Annotated in this window: 17 protein-coding genes and 3 tRNA genes; 15 read left to right on the top strand and 5 right to left on the bottom strand. The window is 36.7% G+C overall.

Going from position 1 to position 18909, the window contains the following annotated elements; all coding sequences use genetic code 11:
* Positions 1-33: 33 nt before the first annotated feature.
* The 8 genes from tsaD to VLB74_RS03215 all read left to right on the top strand — a co-directional run bounded on the left by tsaD (position 34) and on the right by VLB74_RS03215 (position 7733).
* Positions 34-1056: a tRNA (adenosine(37)-N6)-threonylcarbamoyltransferase complex transferase subunit TsaD gene (gene tsaD, locus VLB74_RS03250; protein WP_325202027.1), complete on the top strand. Its 1023-nt coding sequence runs from the start codon at positions 34-36 to the stop codon at positions 1054-1056.
* 1 nt (position 1057) lies between these two features.
* Positions 1058-1762: a 16S rRNA (uracil(1498)-N(3))-methyltransferase gene (locus VLB74_RS03245; RefSeq protein WP_325202026.1), complete on the top strand. Its 705-nt coding sequence runs from the start codon at positions 1058-1060 to the stop codon at positions 1760-1762.
* A 1-nt stretch (position 1763) separates the two neighbouring features.
* Entirely contained in the window at positions 1764-2405 is a 642-nt protein-coding gene (locus tag VLB74_RS03240; RefSeq protein ID WP_325202025.1) for a DUF4159 domain-containing protein, read from the top strand.
* Between the two features lie 186 nt (positions 2406-2591).
* On the top strand, positions 2592-3542 hold the full coding sequence (locus tag VLB74_RS03235; protein WP_325202024.1) for a zinc metalloprotease: 951 nt from the start codon (positions 2592-2594) through the stop codon (positions 3540-3542).
* Between the two features lie 310 nt (positions 3543-3852).
* Complete coding sequence (locus VLB74_RS03230) at positions 3853-4803, top strand: zinc metalloprotease (protein WP_325202023.1); 951 nt, start codon at positions 3853-3855, stop codon at positions 4801-4803.
* Between the two features lie 80 nt (positions 4804-4883).
* Positions 4884-5975, top strand: a complete 1092-nt coding sequence (locus VLB74_RS03225; RefSeq protein WP_325202022.1) for an AI-2E family transporter — start codon at positions 4884-4886, stop codon at positions 5973-5975.
* A 1-nt stretch (position 5976) separates the two neighbouring features.
* Positions 5977-7155 carry a THUMP-like domain-containing protein gene (locus tag VLB74_RS03220; protein ID WP_325202021.1) on the top strand — a complete coding sequence of 393 codons (1179 nt, stop codon included), beginning with the start codon at positions 5977-5979 and terminating at the stop codon, positions 7153-7155.
* Between the two features lie 8 nt (positions 7156-7163).
* Positions 7164-7733: a hypothetical protein gene (locus VLB74_RS03215; protein ID WP_325202020.1), complete on the top strand. Its 570-nt coding sequence runs from the start codon at positions 7164-7166 to the stop codon at positions 7731-7733.
* 53 nt (positions 7734-7786) lie between these two features.
* On the opposite strand, the gene VLB74_RS03210 is transcribed toward VLB74_RS03215, so the two are convergent.
* From VLB74_RS03210 to VLB74_RS03200, 3 genes are all read right to left on the bottom strand, one after another.
* A tRNA-Arg gene (locus VLB74_RS03210) sits at positions 7787-7860 on the bottom strand.
* A 42-nt stretch (positions 7861-7902) separates the two neighbouring features.
* Positions 7903-7977: transfer RNA gene (locus VLB74_RS03205), tRNA-Pro, on the bottom strand.
* An 11-nt stretch (positions 7978-7988) separates the two neighbouring features.
* Positions 7989-8072 (bottom strand) — tRNA-Ser (locus VLB74_RS03200).
* 277 nt (positions 8073-8349) lie between these two features.
* On the opposite strand from VLB74_RS03200, the gene VLB74_RS03195 reads away from it, so the two are divergent.
* Together VLB74_RS03195 and VLB74_RS03190 are read left to right on the top strand one after the other, a co-directional pair.
* Positions 8350-9528: an acetyl-CoA C-acyltransferase gene (locus tag VLB74_RS03195; RefSeq protein WP_325202019.1), complete on the top strand. Its 1179-nt coding sequence runs from the start codon at positions 8350-8352 to the stop codon at positions 9526-9528.
* A gap of 93 nt (positions 9529-9621) precedes the next feature.
* Complete coding sequence (locus VLB74_RS03190) at positions 9622-10383, top strand: C40 family peptidase (protein WP_325202018.1); 762 nt, start codon at positions 9622-9624, stop codon at positions 10381-10383.
* Positions 10384-10448: 65 nt separating this feature from the next.
* Here VLB74_RS03190 and VLB74_RS03185 read toward each other — a convergent pair whose 3' ends face one another.
* Positions 10449-11756: an inorganic phosphate transporter gene (locus VLB74_RS03185; protein ID WP_325202017.1), complete on the bottom strand. Its 1308-nt coding sequence runs from the start codon at positions 11754-11756 to the stop codon at positions 10449-10451.
* 24 nt (positions 11757-11780) lie between these two features.
* Positions 11781-12425 (bottom strand): DUF47 domain-containing protein, encoded by a 645-nt coding sequence (locus VLB74_RS03180; RefSeq protein WP_325202016.1) that lies wholly within the window; start codon positions 12423-12425, stop codon positions 11781-11783.
* Positions 12426-12604: 179 nt separating this feature from the next.
* Here VLB74_RS03180 and VLB74_RS03175 point away from each other — a divergent pair, with 179 nt between their 5' ends.
* From VLB74_RS03175 to VLB74_RS03155, 5 genes are all read left to right on the top strand, one after another.
* A complete protein-coding gene (locus VLB74_RS03175; protein ID WP_325202015.1) occupies positions 12605-14248 on the top strand; it encodes an acyl-CoA carboxylase subunit beta in 1644 nt (547 codons plus the stop codon).
* Positions 14249-14376: 128 nt separating this feature from the next.
* Positions 14377-14940 carry a hypothetical protein gene (locus VLB74_RS03170; RefSeq protein ID WP_325202014.1) on the top strand — a complete coding sequence of 188 codons (564 nt, stop codon included), beginning with the start codon at positions 14377-14379 and terminating at the stop codon, positions 14938-14940.
* A 92-nt stretch (positions 14941-15032) separates the two neighbouring features.
* Entirely contained in the window at positions 15033-16583 is a 1551-nt protein-coding gene (locus VLB74_RS03165) for a S41 family peptidase (protein WP_325202013.1), read from the top strand.
* Between the two features lie 84 nt (positions 16584-16667).
* Positions 16668-18299, top strand: coding sequence for a M1 family metallopeptidase (locus VLB74_RS03160; RefSeq protein ID WP_325202012.1), 1632 nt, complete (start codon positions 16668-16670; stop codon positions 18297-18299).
* A gap of 210 nt (positions 18300-18509) precedes the next feature.
* On the top strand, positions 18510-18909 hold a 400-nt coding region (locus VLB74_RS03155; protein WP_325202011.1), incomplete at its 3' end, for a DoxX family protein.

Here is an 18909-nt window from a genome sequence, read left to right as displayed (position 1 = left end):
TACAAATTGTAATACAAATTTCGTGCCTTTTTTATGACAAAACCGTCGATTTACATACTTGCCATCGAAAGTTCCTGTGATGACACCGCAGCAGCCGTACTTGAAAATGATAAAGTTTTATCAAATATTGTTGCCAGACAGGCTATTCACGAAGAATATGGAGGTGTTGTACCTGAACTCGCATCGAGAGCACACCAGCAAAATATTGTTCCGGTTATTGACGTAGCTTTGAAAAAGGCAAATATCGACAAATCACAACTTTCCGGAATTGCATTTACACAAGGTCCCGGATTAATGGGATCGCTTTTGGTTGGAAGTTCATTTGCTAAATCAATGGCGCAGGCGTTAAATATTCCTTTGGTGGCTGTTCATCACATGCATGCTCACGTTTTAGCTCATTTTATCGATGAAGCGGGTTACGACAAACCGGAATTCCCCTTTTTAGCTATGACAATTTCCGGAGGCCACACGCAGATTATCAAAGTCAAAAGTTTTTTCGATATGGAAGTTATCGGAGAAACCACGGATGATGCTGTGGGAGAAGCTTTTGATAAAAGTGCCAAAATATTAGGTCTTCCCTATCCCGGCGGACCTCTGATTGATAAATTTGCACAAAGCGGGAACCCGAAAGCTTTTCAGTTTACAAAACCAAAAGTTGATGGTTTGAATTTCAGTTTCAGCGGATTAAAAACGCAGATTTTGTACTTCATCCAAAAACATGTAGCTGAAAACCCTAATTTCGTTGAAGAGAACAAAAATGATATCTGTGCTTCCATTCAATATACCATTATTCAGATTTTGATGGATAAACTAAAATTAGCCGTAGCCGAAACCGGAATTAACCAAATTGCCATTGGTGGCGGGGTTTCTGCAAATTCAGGAATCCGAAATACACTAAAAGAAGCCGAAGCAAAATACGGATGGAAATCGTTTATCCCTAAATTCGAATATACTACAGACAATGCAGCCATGATTGGTATTGTTGGTTATTATAAATTTTTGGAAAACCAGTTTGAAGATGCTTCTGTGGTATCTAAAGCACGTATCGAATTTTAATATGCAGCTATTCTACACTCCAGACATAAATTCCACTTTAAATGAGTTTTCTTTCGACAAAGAAGAGAGTAAACACATTGTTAAAGTTTTACGTAAAAAAGAAGGCGATATTTTACACGTAACCAATGGTTTAGGATTATTATTTACCACCGAAATCATATTAGCATCGGAGAAAAAATGCACCGTAAAAATCAATGCGACAGAAACCCAAAAACCATCTGATTTTTACCTTCATTTAGCTGTAGCACCAACCAAAATGAACGAGCGGTTCGAGTGGTTTTTAGAAAAAGCGACTGAAATCGGGATACACGAAATCACTCCGCTTATCTGTGACCATTCCGAAAGAAAGACGATAAAAACGGAGCGTTTTGACAAGATTATTCAGTCGGCAATGAAACAATCACTTCAGTACTATTTACCGAAACTGAACGATCCGATATCTTTCAAAGAATTCATCGGCAAAAATCATAATGGCAACTTATACATCGCCCATTGTGAGGAAACCGATAAGAAATTATTAAAAGAAGCCGTTCAGGCAAAAGAGAAATGCACCATATTAATTGGTCCGGAAGGTGATTTTTCAGAAAAAGAAATCAAATTGGCGTTAGAAAACAAATACATTCCGGTATCTTTGGGTAATACAAGATTACGAACCGAAACTGCTGCTGTCGTAGCTTGCCACAGCGTAGTTTTTGCAAACGAATAATATGAAAAAACTATTTTTACTTGGAATTTTCTTTGTTTGGAATTTGGGATTTTCCCAGGAAATAGCACTTTTGAAATATTCAGGTGGTGGCGATTGGTATGCGAATCCGACTTCACTTCCAAACCTGGCTAAATTCTGCAATCAGAATATCAATACTAAAATCAACACTAAAATCCCTACTGTTGAAGCCGGAAGCCCGGATTTATTTTCGTATCCGTTTGTACACATGACCGGTCACGGAAATGTGGTTTTTAGCGACAACGACATCGTAAATTTGAGAAACTACCTTACATCAGGAGGTTTTTTACATATCGATGATAATTACGGAATGGACCAATACATCCGAAAAGAAATAATAAAAATATTCCCGGATAATCCTTTAGTGGAATTACCCTCATCACATTCTGTTTTTCAAAAGCCGTTTGTTTTTTCAGGAGGATTACCAAAAATCCACGAACACGATGGAAAAAAACCTCAGGCATTTGCCATCTTCATCGAAGGAAGAATTGTCCTTCTTTATACTGTTGAAACGGATCTTGGAGACGGATGGGAAAATCAGGAAGTCCACAACGATCCTAATGAGGTCCGCACAAAAGCACTTAAAATGGGAGCTAATTTGATTTACTACGTTTTTAACAATTAGCTGATCAAAAAATATTGAGTTTTTTTAACAAAAAATCAACTTTCAGGACTTCAAAATAACAATAACGTATATTTCATCGATTTTTTTTACCTATTACATACTATTTTTCTTAATTAATCGTTTTATCTCTAAAATTGCTTACGATTTTTAAATCATTTCACCAATTTTAATTTAATCTTACTAATTATGAAAAATTTTTTTTTAGCAACAGCCGTATTTGCAATGTTGGTTTCTTGTACGGATCAGGAATCAGCAACAAAAGATGAACAAAATTCAATTGCCGGAAAAAGAGGCTGCGCCTCTCACGAAGTTTTAGAAGAACAATTAAAAGCCAATCCTGCACTAGCTGTAAAAATGAATGAAATTGAATCGTTTACCGAAAGAGCCATAAGAGAAGGGCGTTTGGTTAACGGTAAAATAGAAATTCCGGTAGTTGTAAATGTTCTGTACAAAACTGCAGCTCAAAACATTTCTTTAGCGCAAATCCAATCACAAATTGATGTGCTTAATAAGGACTTTAATGGAGCCAATACCGATTTCAATCAAGTCCCTGCGCTATTTTCAGGTGTTAAAGCCAATATTGGCATTTCGTTCGTATTACAAGGTGTTGTTAGAAAATCTACAAACACTACTTCATGGAGCACTAATGATGCCATGAAAAAATCACCTAAAGGAATTCCTCCAACTACTCCATCTACAGTATTAAACTTATGGTGCTGCAATATGGGAGGCGGAATTTTAGGTTACGCACAATTCCCGGGAGGTTCTTCTGCTACCGATGGTGTTGTTATCGATGACAACGCATTCGGAACAACCGGAACAGCCGCTTATCCATTTAATTTAGGAAGAACTGCAACACATGAAGTAGGACACTGGATGAATTTACGTCATATTTGGGGAGACGCTACTTGTGGTAATGACATGGTTGCCGACACTCCATTACACAATACAGCCAACTACGGAGCTCCTGCGTATCCTCACTACAGTACTTGTTCAGGAACACCGGTAGAAATGACAATGGACTATATGGACTATACAGACGACAGAGCCATGTATATGTTCTCTGAAGGGCAAAAATCAAGAATGTTAGCTGTTTTTGCTGCCGGAGGACCTCGAAATTCATTCGCGCAGCCATAAAAAAGCCGCAAACAATTTTAAAAGAGGCTGTTTCACTTTTGAGACAGCCTCTTTTTATTTCCATTTTAAAACCAAAAACAAATTCAACAGAAACAGTAGCCTAATTTTCTATACATATTTCCTAAATAAACAATTTCACAAACATCGATAATTATATTTTTTACAGCCAAATTCTAATTTTTATGCAAATTTCACAAAAATAATCCTGTAATACTTTTTTTATAATACCCGTTTTGAATTTAAAAAAATTGTTATATTATTGTAATAAATTATTCATTTACCCAATTATTTAACTCTAACTTTAAATTTTATGAAAAAAATTCTTTTGTCTGCTGCTTTGTTAATGACATTGATTTCATGTAACAAAGAAGAGAATTCTACAACAAATGACTTAACTACAAATGCCACAAGGAACTGTGCTTCAAATGAAGTATTGGAAAATCAATTAAGAGAACATCCTGAATTGGCCATTAAAATGAATGAAATTGAATCGTTCACTGAAAAAGCTATCCGTGAAGGTCGTTTAGTGAATGGTAAAATTCAAATTCCTGTAGTAGTTAACGTACTATACAAAACCACTGCAGAAAACATTTCACAGGTACAAATTCAATCTCAAATTGATGCTTTAAACAAAGATTTCAACGCGACAAACACTGATTTCAATAAAGTTCCGTCTACTTTCTCAGGAGTAAAAGCAAATGTTGGAATCTCATTCGTTTTAGATCAGGTTATCAGAAAATCTACAACAAAAACATCTTGGGGAACCAACGATGCCATGAAAAAAACAACTCAAGGCGGATTGAACCCAACGTCACCAACAACAAAACTTAATTTATGGGTTTGTACAATCGGTGGAGGTATTTTAGGATATGCACAATTCCCCGGCGGGTCATCATCAACTGACGGTGTGGTAATCGACTCAAAATATTTCGGTACTACAGGAACAGCAACTTATCCTTATAATTTAGGAAGAACAGCAACTCACGAAGTTGGTCACTGGATGAATTTACGTCACATTTGGGGTGACACTACCTGTGGAAACGATCAGGTTTCTGACACACCATTACACAATACTGCCAACTATGGCGTTCCGGCTTACCCTCACTACAGTACTTGTACAGGTACTCCGATTGAAATGACTATGAACTACATGGATTACACTGATGACAGAGGAATGTATATGTTCTCTAATGGTCAGAAATCAAGAATGTTAGCTATTTTCTCAACCGGAGGAGCAAGAAACTCATTCGCGCAACCATAACGGTATTCCAAAATAAATCATCAAAACTCGCTTAATAAGCGAGTTTTTTTTTACTTTTAATGTTTAAACTCAATTAATAAATGACTTCAAAAGATATTTCAAACGGTATTCTTGGGGCAATTTTCAAACTGACCGGAATCGCTATTTTGATTTACGTCCTTTATTTGATAAAAACCGTTCTTGTCTACATTTTAATCTCATTGCTTTTAGCGATGATCGGCAATCCGATTGTGGATTTTTTTCAGCAAAAACTCAAATTAAAAAAAAACATTATGCCCGTGGTTCTGACCATGTTATTCTATGTCATGCTAATTTCGGGGTTTATCTTACTTTTCATTCCACTGTTTATTTCTCAAGGACAAAACCTCTCCTTGTTGGACACTGAACAATTTGAAAAAGTTTTTTTCGAATTAACCAATCAATTGGCTGCTTTTTTGGATTCCCATCATATAAATGCCGAAGAAGTTTTAAAAAAACTGAATATTTCTTCAAAATTAAACTTCAGCATTATAACTTCCTTTATAAATTCATTCATTAATCTTCTTAGCAGTTTCAGTATTGGTTTGGCTTCTGTTTTCTTCATCACTTTTTTTATGCTGAAAGACCGGCGTTTATTCAAACTGATTTTTATAAAGGTAATTCCGGATGCGCATGAAGACAAAATATTGGCATCCATAGATAAAATTACTCATTTGCTATCGCGTTATTTTATTGGAATTTTGGTACAACTGTCAATTGTTTTTGTGCTGTATCTGATAGTGCTTTTAATTGTTGGAATAGATAACGCCATCACCATTGCCTTCATCTGTGCGATTTTGAACATCATCCCGTATATTGGTCCGCTTATAGCAAATGTCTTGGCTATCCTTCTTACTATGCTCAGTTTTGCAGGTGCCGATTTCGCAACCGTAATGCTTCCGAATTCTTTATATATCATGATTGGATTCATGATAGTTCAGTTTATTGACAACAACATCAGTCAACCGTATATTTTTTCAAACAGTGTCTACTCCCATCCTTTAGAAATTTTTCTGATCATACTAATTGGTGGTTTTCTGTTTGGAATATCCGGAATGATCCTTGCTGTTCCCACCTACACTGCACTAAAAGTGATCGGTAAAGAATTTATCCCGGAAAATAGAATCATCCGGATATTAACTAAAAACATTTAATTTGGATTCCCCGCTTTTAAATTCAGCCGTTCAGGACTTTATAACTGATTCTTTACAGGCCAATTTCACCAAAATTGCCTTGATGAAAAATCCGTTCCCAGACATCAAATGGAATGATATATTAAATCAGATTGCTTCAAAAAACAAAGCCAAAGAGAAACTGCCAACATGGTTTTCACATAAATACATCATCTATCCGTCAAAAATTTCTATAGAGCAAACATCTTCTGAAAGAGCCGCAAAATATAAGGCTTCACTCATTGACGGCGTAACATTAATCGATCTCACCGGAGGTTTTGGTATTGATGATTATTATTTTGCTCAAAAATTCAATAAAGTAGCGCATTGCGAAATAAATGAAGAACTTTCAAAGATTGTCCGACACAATTATCAGATTCTAAACCAGCGAAATATAGAATGCTATCAGGGAGACAGTCTGGACATTCTAAAGAAAATAAACATGAAATGGAGTTGGATTTACATTGATCCTTCCAGGCGAAGCGACATAAAAGGTAAAGTTTTTATGCTGAAAGACTGCTTGCCGAATGTCCCATATCATTTAGAAGACTATTTTGAGTATTCCGATAACATTTTGGTAAAAACAGCTCCAATACTGGATATAACCGCAGGACTGTCGGAACTGAAATTTGTTAAAAAAATCCATTGCATCGCCGTAGACAATGAAGTAAAAGAACTGCTTTGGGAAATTGAAAAAGATTACACTGATAAAATCACACTGAATGCAGTAGCCTTAACAAAAGACAAAACAGACATTTTCTCTGTCGAATATGGAAAAAATGATACTCAAGCCAATTATTCGCTACCCAAAAAATACCTTTATGAGCCCAATGCCGCAATGATGAAAACCGGAGCATTTGAAGCTATTGGGGTTACATACGATATTGAAAAACTGCATCAGCATTCTCATTTATATACTTCAGATGCGGAAATTGATTTTCCTGGCAGGAAATTTGTAGTGAAAGAAGTATTACCATTTGATAAAACGACTCTTAAAACGCATTTGGAAGGTAAAAAAACCAACATAACAACCCGTAATTTTCCTATGTCTGTGGATGAAATACGAAAAAAATGGAAGATTACAGACGGCGGAAGTGAATATTGCTTTTTTACTACCGACCTAAATAATGATAAAATAGTTTTACTTTGCGAAAAAATTTAAAAACAAAAATGAAAAATTTAGTATCAGCCCTATTCTTTTTTATTGGAATCATCGCTAATGCCCAACAAAAAAACTGTGAATACGACGTAGATGAAAAAACGGATTCTACTTTCATAAAGAAAACACCTGATTATCTTATCCATGAAAAAGATTTTGTAAACTCGAGTGATTTCGTGTTTTTTTCACTGATTAATTCAGACGGCACTCCTTATCTTAATTTTCAGCTATTACAAAAAAGCAAAGATTTTATAAATCCGAAATGTTTTGACACATCCTCAAAAATATCCCTTCAATTGTCAAACGGCAAAATTGTAACCCTATTGAGCGGTGGCGATATTTGCAGTCAATTAAATTATGCCGAAAAAGAAAAAAACAACATTAGGTTATTGAACAATTATTTCCTGTTCGGCAAAGACGGCTTTGAAGATTTAAAAAAATATCCGGTAACTATAATGAAAGTGAAGTATTCTACAGAAACCGTAGATTATATCTTCAAAAAAGAACTAAAGTCGGAAAAAATCAATGGGACTTATTCCCCTGAAATGTACTTTATCAACTATTTAAATTGTATCGAGTAACAGTTCAAAACATAGTAAAAACAAAAAAACCACTGAAATTCAGTGGTTTTTTGTGATCCCGTCAGGATTCGAACCTGAGACCTACTGCTTAGAAGGCAGTTGCTCTATCCAGCTGAGCTACGGGACCTTAATCTTTTTTCAGTTGTATTGGGAATACTGAAAACTATCGTCGGGGTGGCAGGATTCGAACCTGCGACCTCCTGGTCCCAAACCAGGCGCGATGACCGGGCTACGCTACACCCCGTGCAAAAAAAGCGGAGAGACAGGGACTCGAACCCTGGCGACGGTTACCCGTCGACAGATTAGCAATCTGCTCCGTTACCACTCCGGCACCTCTCCTGTTTGCAAAGAACTTATCCTTATTTTGCGGTTGCAAATGTATGTTAACGATATTGTTTCTGCAACTATTTCTTAAGTTTTTTTTCAATTTTTGGAAAGAAATTTTAAAACTATTTCATTGTCAGTCGAATAGAAAAATAAAAAAAATGGCAATTTTAAAGCTCAAACCTCAAATTAGCCCTAAACCTTAAAAACCTCACAATTCTTAGATTCAAATTTAGTTATGTGGACAATTTTGGTTAAATTCGCATCTTGAATGAATAAACAACAATATATCATGAATAAAAAAGTAGTTATTGTATCAGCTGTAAGAACTCCGATTGGAAGTTTCATGGGTAGTTTATCAACCGTTACAGCTCCGCAATTAGGCGCAACAGCAATTAAAGGTGCTTTAAATAAAATCAATTTAGATCCGAATTTAGTAGAAGAAGTTATAATGGGTAATGTAGTTCAGGCCGGTGTTGGTCAGGCTCCTGCCCGTCAGGCCGCTATCTTTGCCGGATTACCCAATACCGTAGTTTGTACAACAGTAAATAAAGTATGTGCATCAGGAATGAAAGCGATTATGCAGGGCGCTCAAGCTATCATGGCCGGAGATGCAGAAATAATCGTTGCTGGTGGTATGGAAAACATGAGTTTGATTCCACACTATGTACACATGAGAAACGGCGCAAAATTCGGACCTACAACTTTAGTTGACGGAATGCAGAAAGACGGTTTAACCGATGCATACGATAACACTGCTATGGGAGTTTCTGCCGATTTATGTGCAACCGAATATAAAATCACACGTGAAGAGCAAGACGCTTTCGCAATCCAATCTTACGAGCGTTCTGCAAAAGCTTGGGAAGCTGGTAAATTCAACAATGAGGTAGTACCTGTATCTATTCCACAAAGAAAGGGTGATCCAATCGTTTTCGCAAAAGACGAAGAATACTCAAACGTAAAATTGGATAAAATTCCGGCATTAAACGCTGCATTTACAAAAGAAGGAACTGTTACGGCTGCTAATGCTTCAACTATCAATGATGGTGCCGCTGCAGTTGTTTTAATGAGTGAAGAGAAAGCAAACGCAATGGGATTAAAACCATTGGCTTACATCAAATCATACGCAGATGCGGCACAGGAACCAAAATGGTTTACGACTGCTCCTGCTAAAGCGTTACCAAAAGCATTAGACAAAGCTGGACTTTCAGTTTCCGATGTGGATTTCTTCGAATTCAACGAGGCTTTTTCAGTAGTTGGATTAGCTAATGCCAAAATATTAGGCTTAGACAATGATAAGGTAAACGTAAACGGTGGTGCAGTTTCTTTAGGCCACCCTCTGGGATGTTCAGGAGCAAGAATCGTTGTTACGTTAATCAATGTTTTAGAGCAAAACAATGCTAAAATCGGAGCAGCTGCTATCTGTAATGGCGGTGGTGGTGCTTCAGCAATTGTTATCGAAAGAGCTTAATCAATTATAAATTTAAGAATTATGGGTTATGAGTTTTAGAACTTTTTGAGTTCGGCTTATAACTCATAATTTATTAACTCATAATTCCCTTAAATGTTTGCTATTTGTAATTTAGCCATAGTTCCATTACGTGCAGAACCAAGTGACAGAAGCGAGTTAGTTTCTCAAGTGCTTTTTGGCGAACATTTCAAAATTTTAGAACAAACAGACAAATGGTCCAGAATCCAATTGGCTTTTGATACTTACGAAGGCTGGATTGATAATAAGCAGTTTCAGCTGATTTCGGAAGCGAATTACAATTACCTGTCTAATTCGGCCTGTATTATGAGTGCCGACCTGATTGAATTCATCACAACAAACAACAATTCACTGTTACCAATTTCTATAGGAAGTTCCCTGTCTTTTCTGGACAATCCTGAAATTAACACTTCTCAGTTTTCCTTTGAAGGAATGAAAGCCTGCGGTGTTAAACCAAAATCGGAATTGATCAAAACCGCATTCATGTATTTGAACGCACCTTATTTATGGGGAGGAAAAACACCTTTTGGTATTGACTGTTCAGGTTTTACACAAATGGTTTACAAATTAAACGGATATTCTTTGCTTCGTGATGCCTCTCTACAGGCTACACAAGGAGAAGCGTTGAGTTTCATTGAAGAAAGTGAACCCGGTGATTTAGCTTTTTTCGATAATGAAGAAGGCCGAATTACACATGTGGGAATAATGATGGAAGACAACTACATTATTCACGCTCACGGAAAGGTGCGCATTGACCGACTGGATCATCTCGGGATTTACAATATCGATACCGGAAGACACACTCACAAACTCAGGGTAATTAAAAAGATTATTTAAAAACAAGTCATAAAAAAACCACGCAATAGGCGTGGTTTTTTTATATATCAGAATAATCTCAATAATTACAATATTGCATTTAAAACATAATATGTAATAGCTGCAATAATTGCCGAAACCGGAATAGTTAACACCCAAGCCCATAACAAACTAACGGTTACTCCCCAGCGAACTGCAGAAACCCTTTTTGTTAATCCTACTCCAATAATAGAACCTGTAATCGTGTGCGTTGTTGAAACCGGGATTTTAAAATGCTCTGTCATAAACAATGTCAATGCTCCTGCCGATTCAGCTACAACACCTTCAAAAGCGTTAACTTTCGTGATTTTGGATCCCATCGTTTTTACAATTTTCCATCCACCACTTAAAGTACCCAAACCAATTACAGTATAACAGGTTATCGGAATCCAACCCGGCATAGTTCCTTTATCAATATCAACATTCAGATCTAAGAAACCAGCGGACAAATCAATGCCCGGATTTGTTTTGATATAAACGGCAACTGCAGCAGCAATGATACCCATTACTTTCTGAGAGTCATTACCTCCGTGCCCCAAACTGAAAGCTGCTGACGACAACAACTGCATTTTTTTAAGGATGGCTTCCGATTTAGCTACTGAAAAACTACTAAAAACCAAGTTAAACACAGATAAACTAAAAAAGATAAAACCTACCAGTAAGAACTTAATATTATGCGGTTCTGCTACAACACTCCAAAAATGACTTTCAAATCGGGGTTTTTCAATTTTATCATAATGATGTAAAACTGAAGACAAGAACCAAACTCCCAATAACATTATCAAAACGGTAACCAATTTTGGATAAATGCTTTTTTTAGAAGAATACATCATCCAAAGCGATATAAGGTAAGAAATGATCATACCTAATAATGGAGCAAAAACAATAAAAAGAATTACGATTAAAACCCCGGTAGGCAGCAACTCCCCTTCTTTGGCATCCTTTAACCAGTTAACAATCTTAAAACCTGCATGTTCAGGATCGGTAACCGATGATAATCCGTGCGCTATTGCAGCCCCAGCAAAACCTCCGATAAGCGTATGTGATGATGAAGACGGAATCCCTTTCCACCAGGTAAGCAAATTCCAAATAATGGCTGCTATAATCCCGGCCAAAATTACCGTTAAATTAATGCTTCCGGTGTGAGCTGTTTTAGCTACCGTATCGGCAACACCAAAACCAAAAACCCAATACGCAAGGAAGTTGAAAAAAGCGGCCCAAAATACTGCCTGAAACGGCGTAAGCACTTTAGTGGCGACAATTGTAGCAATTGAGTTTGCCGCATCGTGAAAACCATTGATATAGTCGAAGATAAGCGCTAAAACAATGATTATGACTAATAATGTAAAATCCATAAATACTTTCTGATTGAAAAGAAATTAAGAATGCTTAACTACGATAGATTCTAAAACATTCGCAACGCCTTTACATTTGTCAGAAGCTCTTTCTAATGAAGAAAGTACTTCTTTGTATTTAATAATGTTTTTAGCATCCGTTTCGTTTTCAAAAATATCCGCAACGGCTTTATCAAAAACGCTGTCTGCTTTACTTTCTAATTTATTGATACGCTTACATGCATCAGTAATCGATTTAAGGTTTTTCAAATCCTTCAGCTCACGAACCGCTTTACCGATTAACTGACAAGCTTCAAGATTGATTTCTGTTAACTTACGGATGGATTTCGTAATCTTTTCTACCTGATACAAACGCATTCTGCTTCCGCCTTCATGCATATAATCCGCCACATCGTCAATTGCTTTAATCAATGCGTGTATATCTTCCCTGTCAAACGGAGTAATGAAGTTTCTGCTTAATTCCAGATGTGTCTTATGAGTAATCTCCTCAATATTGGCTTCTAACTCTTCTATTTTCTTATAATAGTTTTCTCTTTCGCTTTTTGGAGCATTTACAGCTTCATGCAGCGTTTCCGCTAATAATATTAAGTTGTTTGATGCTTGCTCAAATAATGGAAAGAACTTTTTGTCTTTCGGTACCAAAAATTGGAAAATACTGTTTATTGACATCTTATATTAATTTTGTGGGCAAAAGTACTTTTCCAATGTTAAGTTAACGTTAAGCCAACGTTAATTCGTAATTAACATGAAACTCGGAAAAGTAAGGAAAATGATTGCTTTTCAGAATAAAAAGTTTCGTAATTTAGCCAACCAAAATTACAACTTTTCAGCTAAAAAATAAAAGCAAAATGGATATTAACTTCAACAAAAACGAAGATCACAACAAACTTTTACTTTCCGACTTAAAACAGCGTTTAGCCAAAGTAAAACTGGGCGGTGGTGAAAAACGCATTGCAAAGCTCCACGGCGAAGGAAAAATGACGGCACGTGAACGTATCGAATATTTATTAGACAAAGGTTCCAAAAGCATTGAAATCGGCGCATTTGTTGGTGATGGTATGTACAAAGAGCACGGTGGTTGTCCTTCCGGAGGCGTTGTTGTTAAAATCGGATATGTAAACGGAAAACAATGTGTGGTTGTAGCCAATGATGCTACTGTAAAAGCCGGAGCCTGGTTCCCTATCACTGCAAAAAAGAACCTGCGTGCACAGGAAATTGCAATGGAAAACAGACTACCTATCATCTATCTTGTTGACAGTGCCGGAGTTTATCTTCCGTTGCAGGATGAAATTTTTCCGGACAAAGAACATTTCGGGCGTATTTTCCGCAACAATGCCATCATGAGCAGCATGGGAATCACCCAAATTGCAGCCGTAATGGGAAGCTGCGTTGCCGGAGGTGCTTACTTGCCTATTATGAGTGACGAAGCGCTAATCGTAGATAAAACCGGGAGTATTTTCCTTGCCGGAAGTTATTTGGTGAAAGCCGCAATCGGAGAAACCATTGACAATGAGACACTTGGAGGAGCGACAACACACTGCGAAATCTCCGGAGTAACCGATTATAAAGCCAAAGACGATAAAGACGCTTTGGATACCATAAGAAACATCGTTGGAAAAATCGGTGATTATGATAAAGCCGGTTTCAACAGAATAAAAGCTGAAAAACCGGCATTGGACGAAAACGAAATCTTCGGACTTCTTCCAAAATCGAGAGCCGAACAATATGATATGTTGGAAATCATCAAACGTTTGGTTGATAATTCTGAAATCGATGAATACAAAGCTGGTTACGGACAATCCATCATCACGGCGTATGCCCGCATTGACGGATGGGCAGTCGGAATTGTAGCCAACCAACGTAAAATCGTAAAAACCACCGGAGCAAAAACCAAACCGAGCGAAATGCAGTTTGGAGGTGTAATCTATTCCGATTCGGCAGATAAAGCAACACGTTTTATTGCTAATTGCAACCAGAAAAAAATTCCGCTTGTATTCGTTCACGACGTTACAGGATTCATGGTGGGTTCTAAATCGGAACATGGAGGAATCATTAAAGACGGAGCTAAAATGGTAAATGCTGTAGCCAATTCAGTTGTGCCGAAATTTACGGTTGTGGTCGGAAACTCTTACGGAGCAGGAAATTACGCGATGTGTGGAAAAGCATACGACCCTCGCCTGATCTTCGCCTGGCCAAGTGCTGAATTGGCGGTAATGGGTGGCGCACAGGCAGCAAAAGTATTGTTACAGATTGAAGAATCGGCAATGAAAGCCCGTGGAGAAGAAATTACTCCGGAAGTGGAAGCCGAATTGTTCAATAAAATCAAATCGCGTTACGACGAGCAGGTTTCGCCATATTATGCCGCATCACGTTTATGGACCGATGCTATCGTTGATCCGCTTGATACAAGAAAATGGATTTCCATGGGTATCGAAGCAGCTAACCACGCTCCAATTGAGAAACCTTTTAATCTAGGTGTGATTCAGGTTTAATTGCTTAAATCATAGTATTATAAATATTAGCCTGGCGGATTTATTCTGTCAGGCTATTTTTATTGATCATGGTTTTATTTTGTATATTAGGCTTCAGAACAATATAACCGTCTGCCGAAAAGATTTTCATGAAAAAAATTTTATTCTTCATATTAATTGGATTTACATCACAAATTGTAAAATCTCAACCCAAAAACTACGTAAACACGGAAAATGCAACTTTAGAAGAAGCTTTTTATAAAAATTATGAAAAAATAGCGCCTGGTTGTCTGGAAAAGGAGCAACTAAAAAAGCTAAAACAATCTCTCCAAAAATGGAATGTGAATCTTGATTCCATTAAAACCATGCATTTCTATTATTCCAAAGACGAAAGAGATTGTAAATCCATAAAAAGCAGAATCACAAATGGGGATTACTATTTCATGATTGAACACAAACGGCATATGCCAGTTACAAAGATTTACAAACCATTACTATATGTTAAACCAGAATCTGTTGAAGCCGATGAAATTTGGAAAAATGATGTTTCAAATTATTTTTTCAATCTCTTTTTTAAAGATTTGAATCGCAAATTTATCTCGGCCGCCATTACAGTCAATAGTAATGGAATTTATTTCACACATTTCAATATTTTCGATCCTGTAGTTTTCAATGCTTTTTCAAATGAAGTTGGCAAATACAACTGCGATTAGCATTTGATCGCAAATTTGTTCCACATGTTTCAACTCAAGTTTTTAAAATAATTCGTAATTTTAGGAGGGCCGATTTTCAACATCCTTCTAAAATGAAAAAGATATTCTTTGTTTCTTTGGCGCTGTGCCTAATGGCGGGTTGCAATTCGGTCGGATATAAAAACATCTATCCGGAAAAGGTAATAGCGGAGAAGAAATTAAAAGCAGATGTTGACTATACCTACAAAAAACTCAAAAAATTACACCCTAAACTGTATTGGTATATCAGCAAAGAATCTCTGGATTATAAATTTGACAGCTTAAAATCGACCATCACAAAACCACTGTCCAGTATCGAATTTTATACGAAAATAAGCCCGGTTATTGCATCCATAAAACAAGGGCACACTATCATCTTTCCGCTACCGAAACGATTATCCAAAAAAGAGAAGAAGGCTTACTCCAAAAAAGGGGCCGGACCATTATCTCAATTTGAATTCGATATTCAGGATAACAAGTTGTATATGATTGCCAATAAATCTCACGACAAAACCATCAAACCCGGGACTGAAGTATTGAGCATAAACAATAAAAACACGCCTGAACTTCTTCGAAATTATGCCACACGTTTCACCGGAGATGGCTTCAACAAAACCTTTATAAAAAATGAATTATCAAGAAGTTTTCCAATCTATTACACTTTAGAAAACGGACTTACGGATAGCATCCAATATGTTTTAAAATATAATGACACCTTAAAAAAAACAGTAATAAAAAGGCAGGAAATTGATTCGCTTAAAACAGCAGACAACCAAAGAAAGAAAAAAGAAAAGGCACAAAATAAAGCCGACAAGGATAAGAAAAACATTCGCGGATATGATCCGCTTACGGAAACATATAACAGAAATCTTCGGTTCATGGAGAAAGACAGCAGTATAGCAATTCTCAAAATCAGAGAATTCTCAATTGGAAATTACGCTGATTTTTACAATGAAAGTTTTACCAAAATATACCTGTACGGCACAAAAAACTTAATTCTTGACTTAAGAGACAATCCCGGCGGAAGACTTGATGAAATAGCTTATCTCTATACTTTTTTAGCCAATGAAACTTTCATTTTCATGGATGATTCTCAAGTAGTTTCAAAAACAAGTATGTTAAGCGGCGAATACTTCCGAGAAAGTCCTTTTGGACTTAAGATAATCAAAGCTTTAGCCATCCCAATTTATTTTCCATACCTGTTTTTTAAAACCCATAAAAAAGAAGACGGAAACTATTATTTCAGTGTAGAAACAAAACCACAAGCTATCAGTCCTGTTGCATTTGATGGTTCAATCTATGTTTTGATTAATGGGGGAAGCATTTCAGCCTCCAGTCTTATTTCCTCAAATCTGAAAGGATCCGGAAGGGCTTTGTTCGTAGGGGAAGAAACCGGAGGAGCTTTCAACGGAACAGTGGCAGGAAAAATGTATGTTTCCAAACTTCCCCATTCCAAATTGACTATTCGTTTCGGATTAATGCTCAATTCCTCCAACTATGAAACAGCTCTTGACGGTCGCGGAATATTTCCTGACAAAACAATCATCCCAACATTAGAAGACAAAATTAACGGGCGGGATCCCGAGTTGGAATGGATTTTGCAGCAAATAAAAATCAATGAGTAATCAAAAAATCATAAAAAGAAGTAACAAAATCACAGATTCGGCTACCTATACTTTCCATAAACAGGTCATTTTAAACACACAACTATGAAAAACATTCTATGCACTTCCCTACTCCTTTTAGGATTACAACAAGTGTCGGCTCAAAATTTCACCAGAAAAGATTCATTACAAGGTGGTTTACGACACGAGCGAACAAGTTTTGATGTGCAGCGTTATGATTTAAACATCAAAATAAATCCTGAAGAACGTTCAATTGTTGGGTATAATGATATCAGGTTCAAAATTTCCGAACCTACAAATAAGATTCAGATCGACTTGTTTGAAAACATGAACGTGGACAGCATTGTTTTCAATAAGAAGAAATTGAAATACAAAAGAGATAATCATGCCGTTTTCATCGACTTAAACGAAACCATGCAACCGGGTCAGGAAAGTAAAATCCGTTTTTATTACTCCGGAAAGCCATTGGTTGCCAAAAATGCCCCTTGGGATGGCGGTTTTGTATTTAAAAAAGATGCTCAGGGTAAAGACTGGATTGGCGTTGCCGTGCAGGGAACCGGAGCAAGTTTATGGTATCCCGTTAAAGACACACAAAGTGATGAGCCTGATTTTGGATCTTCTATTAAAGTGGCAGTTCCTAACGGATTGATGAATGTTTCCAACGGACGATTTTTAGGATCAGAAAATTTAAAAAACGGTTATACACGTTGGGATTGGGAAGTTAAAAGTCCGATAAACACATACGACATCACTGTTAATATTGCCGATTACGTTCATATCCACGACAATTATAAAGGACTGGATCTGGATTATTATGTATTGCGTGAAAACGAAGAAAAAGCCCGCAAGCATTTTGACGCCGATGTAAAAAGAATGATGGATTGCTTCCAGTTGAAATTCGGAACTTATCCTTTTAAAGAAGACGGCTATAAATTGGTGGAAACTTCTTATTTAGGAATGGAACACCAAAGTGCTGTAGCCTACGGAAATAAATATTTAAAAGGTTATTTAGGAGGAGACAACAGTCATACCGGCGTAGGATTAACTTTTGATTTCATCACCATCCATGAAACAGGTCACGAATGGTTTGGCAACAGCGTGACTTCAAAAGATATTGCCGATATGTGGATTCACGAAGGATTTACCACATATTCCGAAGCGGTTTTCGTGGAATGTACATTAGGTTATGACAAAGCAATGCAATACATTAACGGACAAGGTGCAAATGTTAGGAACGACAGACCAATTATCGGACATTATGGCGTAAATAATGAAGGATCTGGTGATATGTATTATAAAGGAGCTTTGATGTTGAACACCTTACGTCATATTGTAAATGATGATGCAAAATGGTGGAAAATAATTCTTAAATATTCTGAAACGTATCGCCATAAAATAATTGATACAGAAACCGTTATTGCTTTTTTCAATAAAGAAACCAGCATAAACCTTACCCCTGTCTTCAATCAGTACTTACGTTACAAAAACATTCCTCAATTGGAAGTGCAACAGAACGGTCAAAATGTGGAGGTACGCTGGAAAACAGACGTAACAAATTTTGCAATGCCTTTGGAATATACCTTAAACGGAAAAACCGCAAGGATTGACATTACAAATAACTGGAAAAAACTATCCGACAAAGCAACTGTGGAACAAGTAGACTTCAACAGAAAAAAAATGTTTTACACTGCTCCCAGGAAATCCCTACAAGAATAACAAAGATTCCGACAAATAATTAAATCCCTGAAATCCAGGGATTTTTTTTTATTTTTAATACTTCTAAAATGGGTTAAAAAATATACTATTTTAATTCATAGCCAATTCCACACAAAAAAGCACTTCAACGATTTTAAAGTTCCTTTTAACGAAAAAATTACACTAAGTAATTCGTTATTAATAATTTAGAAAAATCAAATCAGAGAAACCATGGAAGCTGTAAAAAATTTAAACAAATGGGCGAACGCACATACCAGTTTTCCGCTGGATTTGTTGCGGGTGGCACTTGGAATCTTTTTAATTATCATGGGAGGGGTTTTTATCACCAATAAACACTACCTACATGAAATCATTTTGAATTCGATGCAGAATTTTGGAAGTGAAATGTTGCTGATTCATTACATTGCTTCTGCACATATGGTGGGAGGAATTATGATTGTCTTCGGATTACTGACAAGATGGGCTATTGTGGCGCAATTACCAATATTGATTGGGGCAGTTGCCGTAAATTTTTTAGGAACATTTAGTATGCCGAATTTTGTTTTAGCATCAATTTCCTTACTAGTTTGCGTTTTCTTCCTTTTCTACGGAGGCGGAAAACATTCAGCCG

The organism is Flavobacterium sp., assembly GCF_035456225.1.
Classification (GTDB): domain Bacteria; phylum Bacteroidota; class Bacteroidia; order Flavobacteriales; family Flavobacteriaceae; genus Flavobacterium.
The sequence above is the reverse complement of the archived record's forward strand: the minus strand, read 5'-3'. Positions and strand labels throughout refer to the sequence as shown.

Coding starts and splice junctions, on each gene's coding strand:
- VLB74_RS03190 (WP_325202018.1), top strand. CDS start 9,622: ATGTTTGCTATTTGTAATTTAGCCATAGTTCCATTACGTGCAGAACCA.
- VLB74_RS03175 (WP_325202015.1), top strand. CDS start 12,605: ATGGATATTAACTTCAACAAAAACGAAGATCACAACAAACTTTTACTT.
- VLB74_RS03215 (WP_325202020.1), top strand. CDS start 7,164: ATGAAAAATTTAGTATCAGCCCTATTCTTTTTTATTGGAATCATCGCT.
- VLB74_RS03235 (WP_325202024.1), top strand. CDS start 2,592: ATGAAAAATTTTTTTTTAGCAACAGCCGTATTTGCAATGTTGGTTTCT.
- VLB74_RS03230 (WP_325202023.1), top strand. CDS start 3,853: ATGAAAAAAATTCTTTTGTCTGCTGCTTTGTTAATGACATTGATTTCA.
- VLB74_RS03170 (WP_325202014.1), top strand. CDS start 14,377: ATGAAAAAAATTTTATTCTTCATATTAATTGGATTTACATCACAAATT.
- VLB74_RS03225 (WP_325202022.1), top strand. CDS start 4,884: ATGACTTCAAAAGATATTTCAAACGGTATTCTTGGGGCAATTTTCAAA.
- tsaD (WP_325202027.1), top strand. CDS start 34: ATGACAAAACCGTCGATTTACATACTTGCCATCGAAAGTTCCTGTGAT.
- VLB74_RS03195 (WP_325202019.1), top strand. CDS start 8,350: ATGAATAAAAAAGTAGTTATTGTATCAGCTGTAAGAACTCCGATTGGA.
- VLB74_RS03245 (WP_325202026.1), top strand. CDS start 1,058: ATGCAGCTATTCTACACTCCAGACATAAATTCCACTTTAAATGAGTTT.
- VLB74_RS03160 (WP_325202012.1), top strand. CDS start 16,668: ATGAAAAACATTCTATGCACTTCCCTACTCCTTTTAGGATTACAACAA.
- VLB74_RS03180 (WP_325202016.1), bottom strand. CDS start 12,425: ATGTCAATAAACAGTATTTTCCAATTTTTGGTACCGAAAGACAAAAAG.
- VLB74_RS03240 (WP_325202025.1), top strand. CDS start 1,764: ATGAAAAAACTATTTTTACTTGGAATTTTCTTTGTTTGGAATTTGGGA.
- VLB74_RS03185 (WP_325202017.1), bottom strand. CDS start 11,756: ATGGATTTTACATTATTAGTCATAATCATTGTTTTAGCGCTTATCTTC.
- VLB74_RS03165 (WP_325202013.1), top strand. CDS start 15,033: ATGAAAAAGATATTCTTTGTTTCTTTGGCGCTGTGCCTAATGGCGGGT.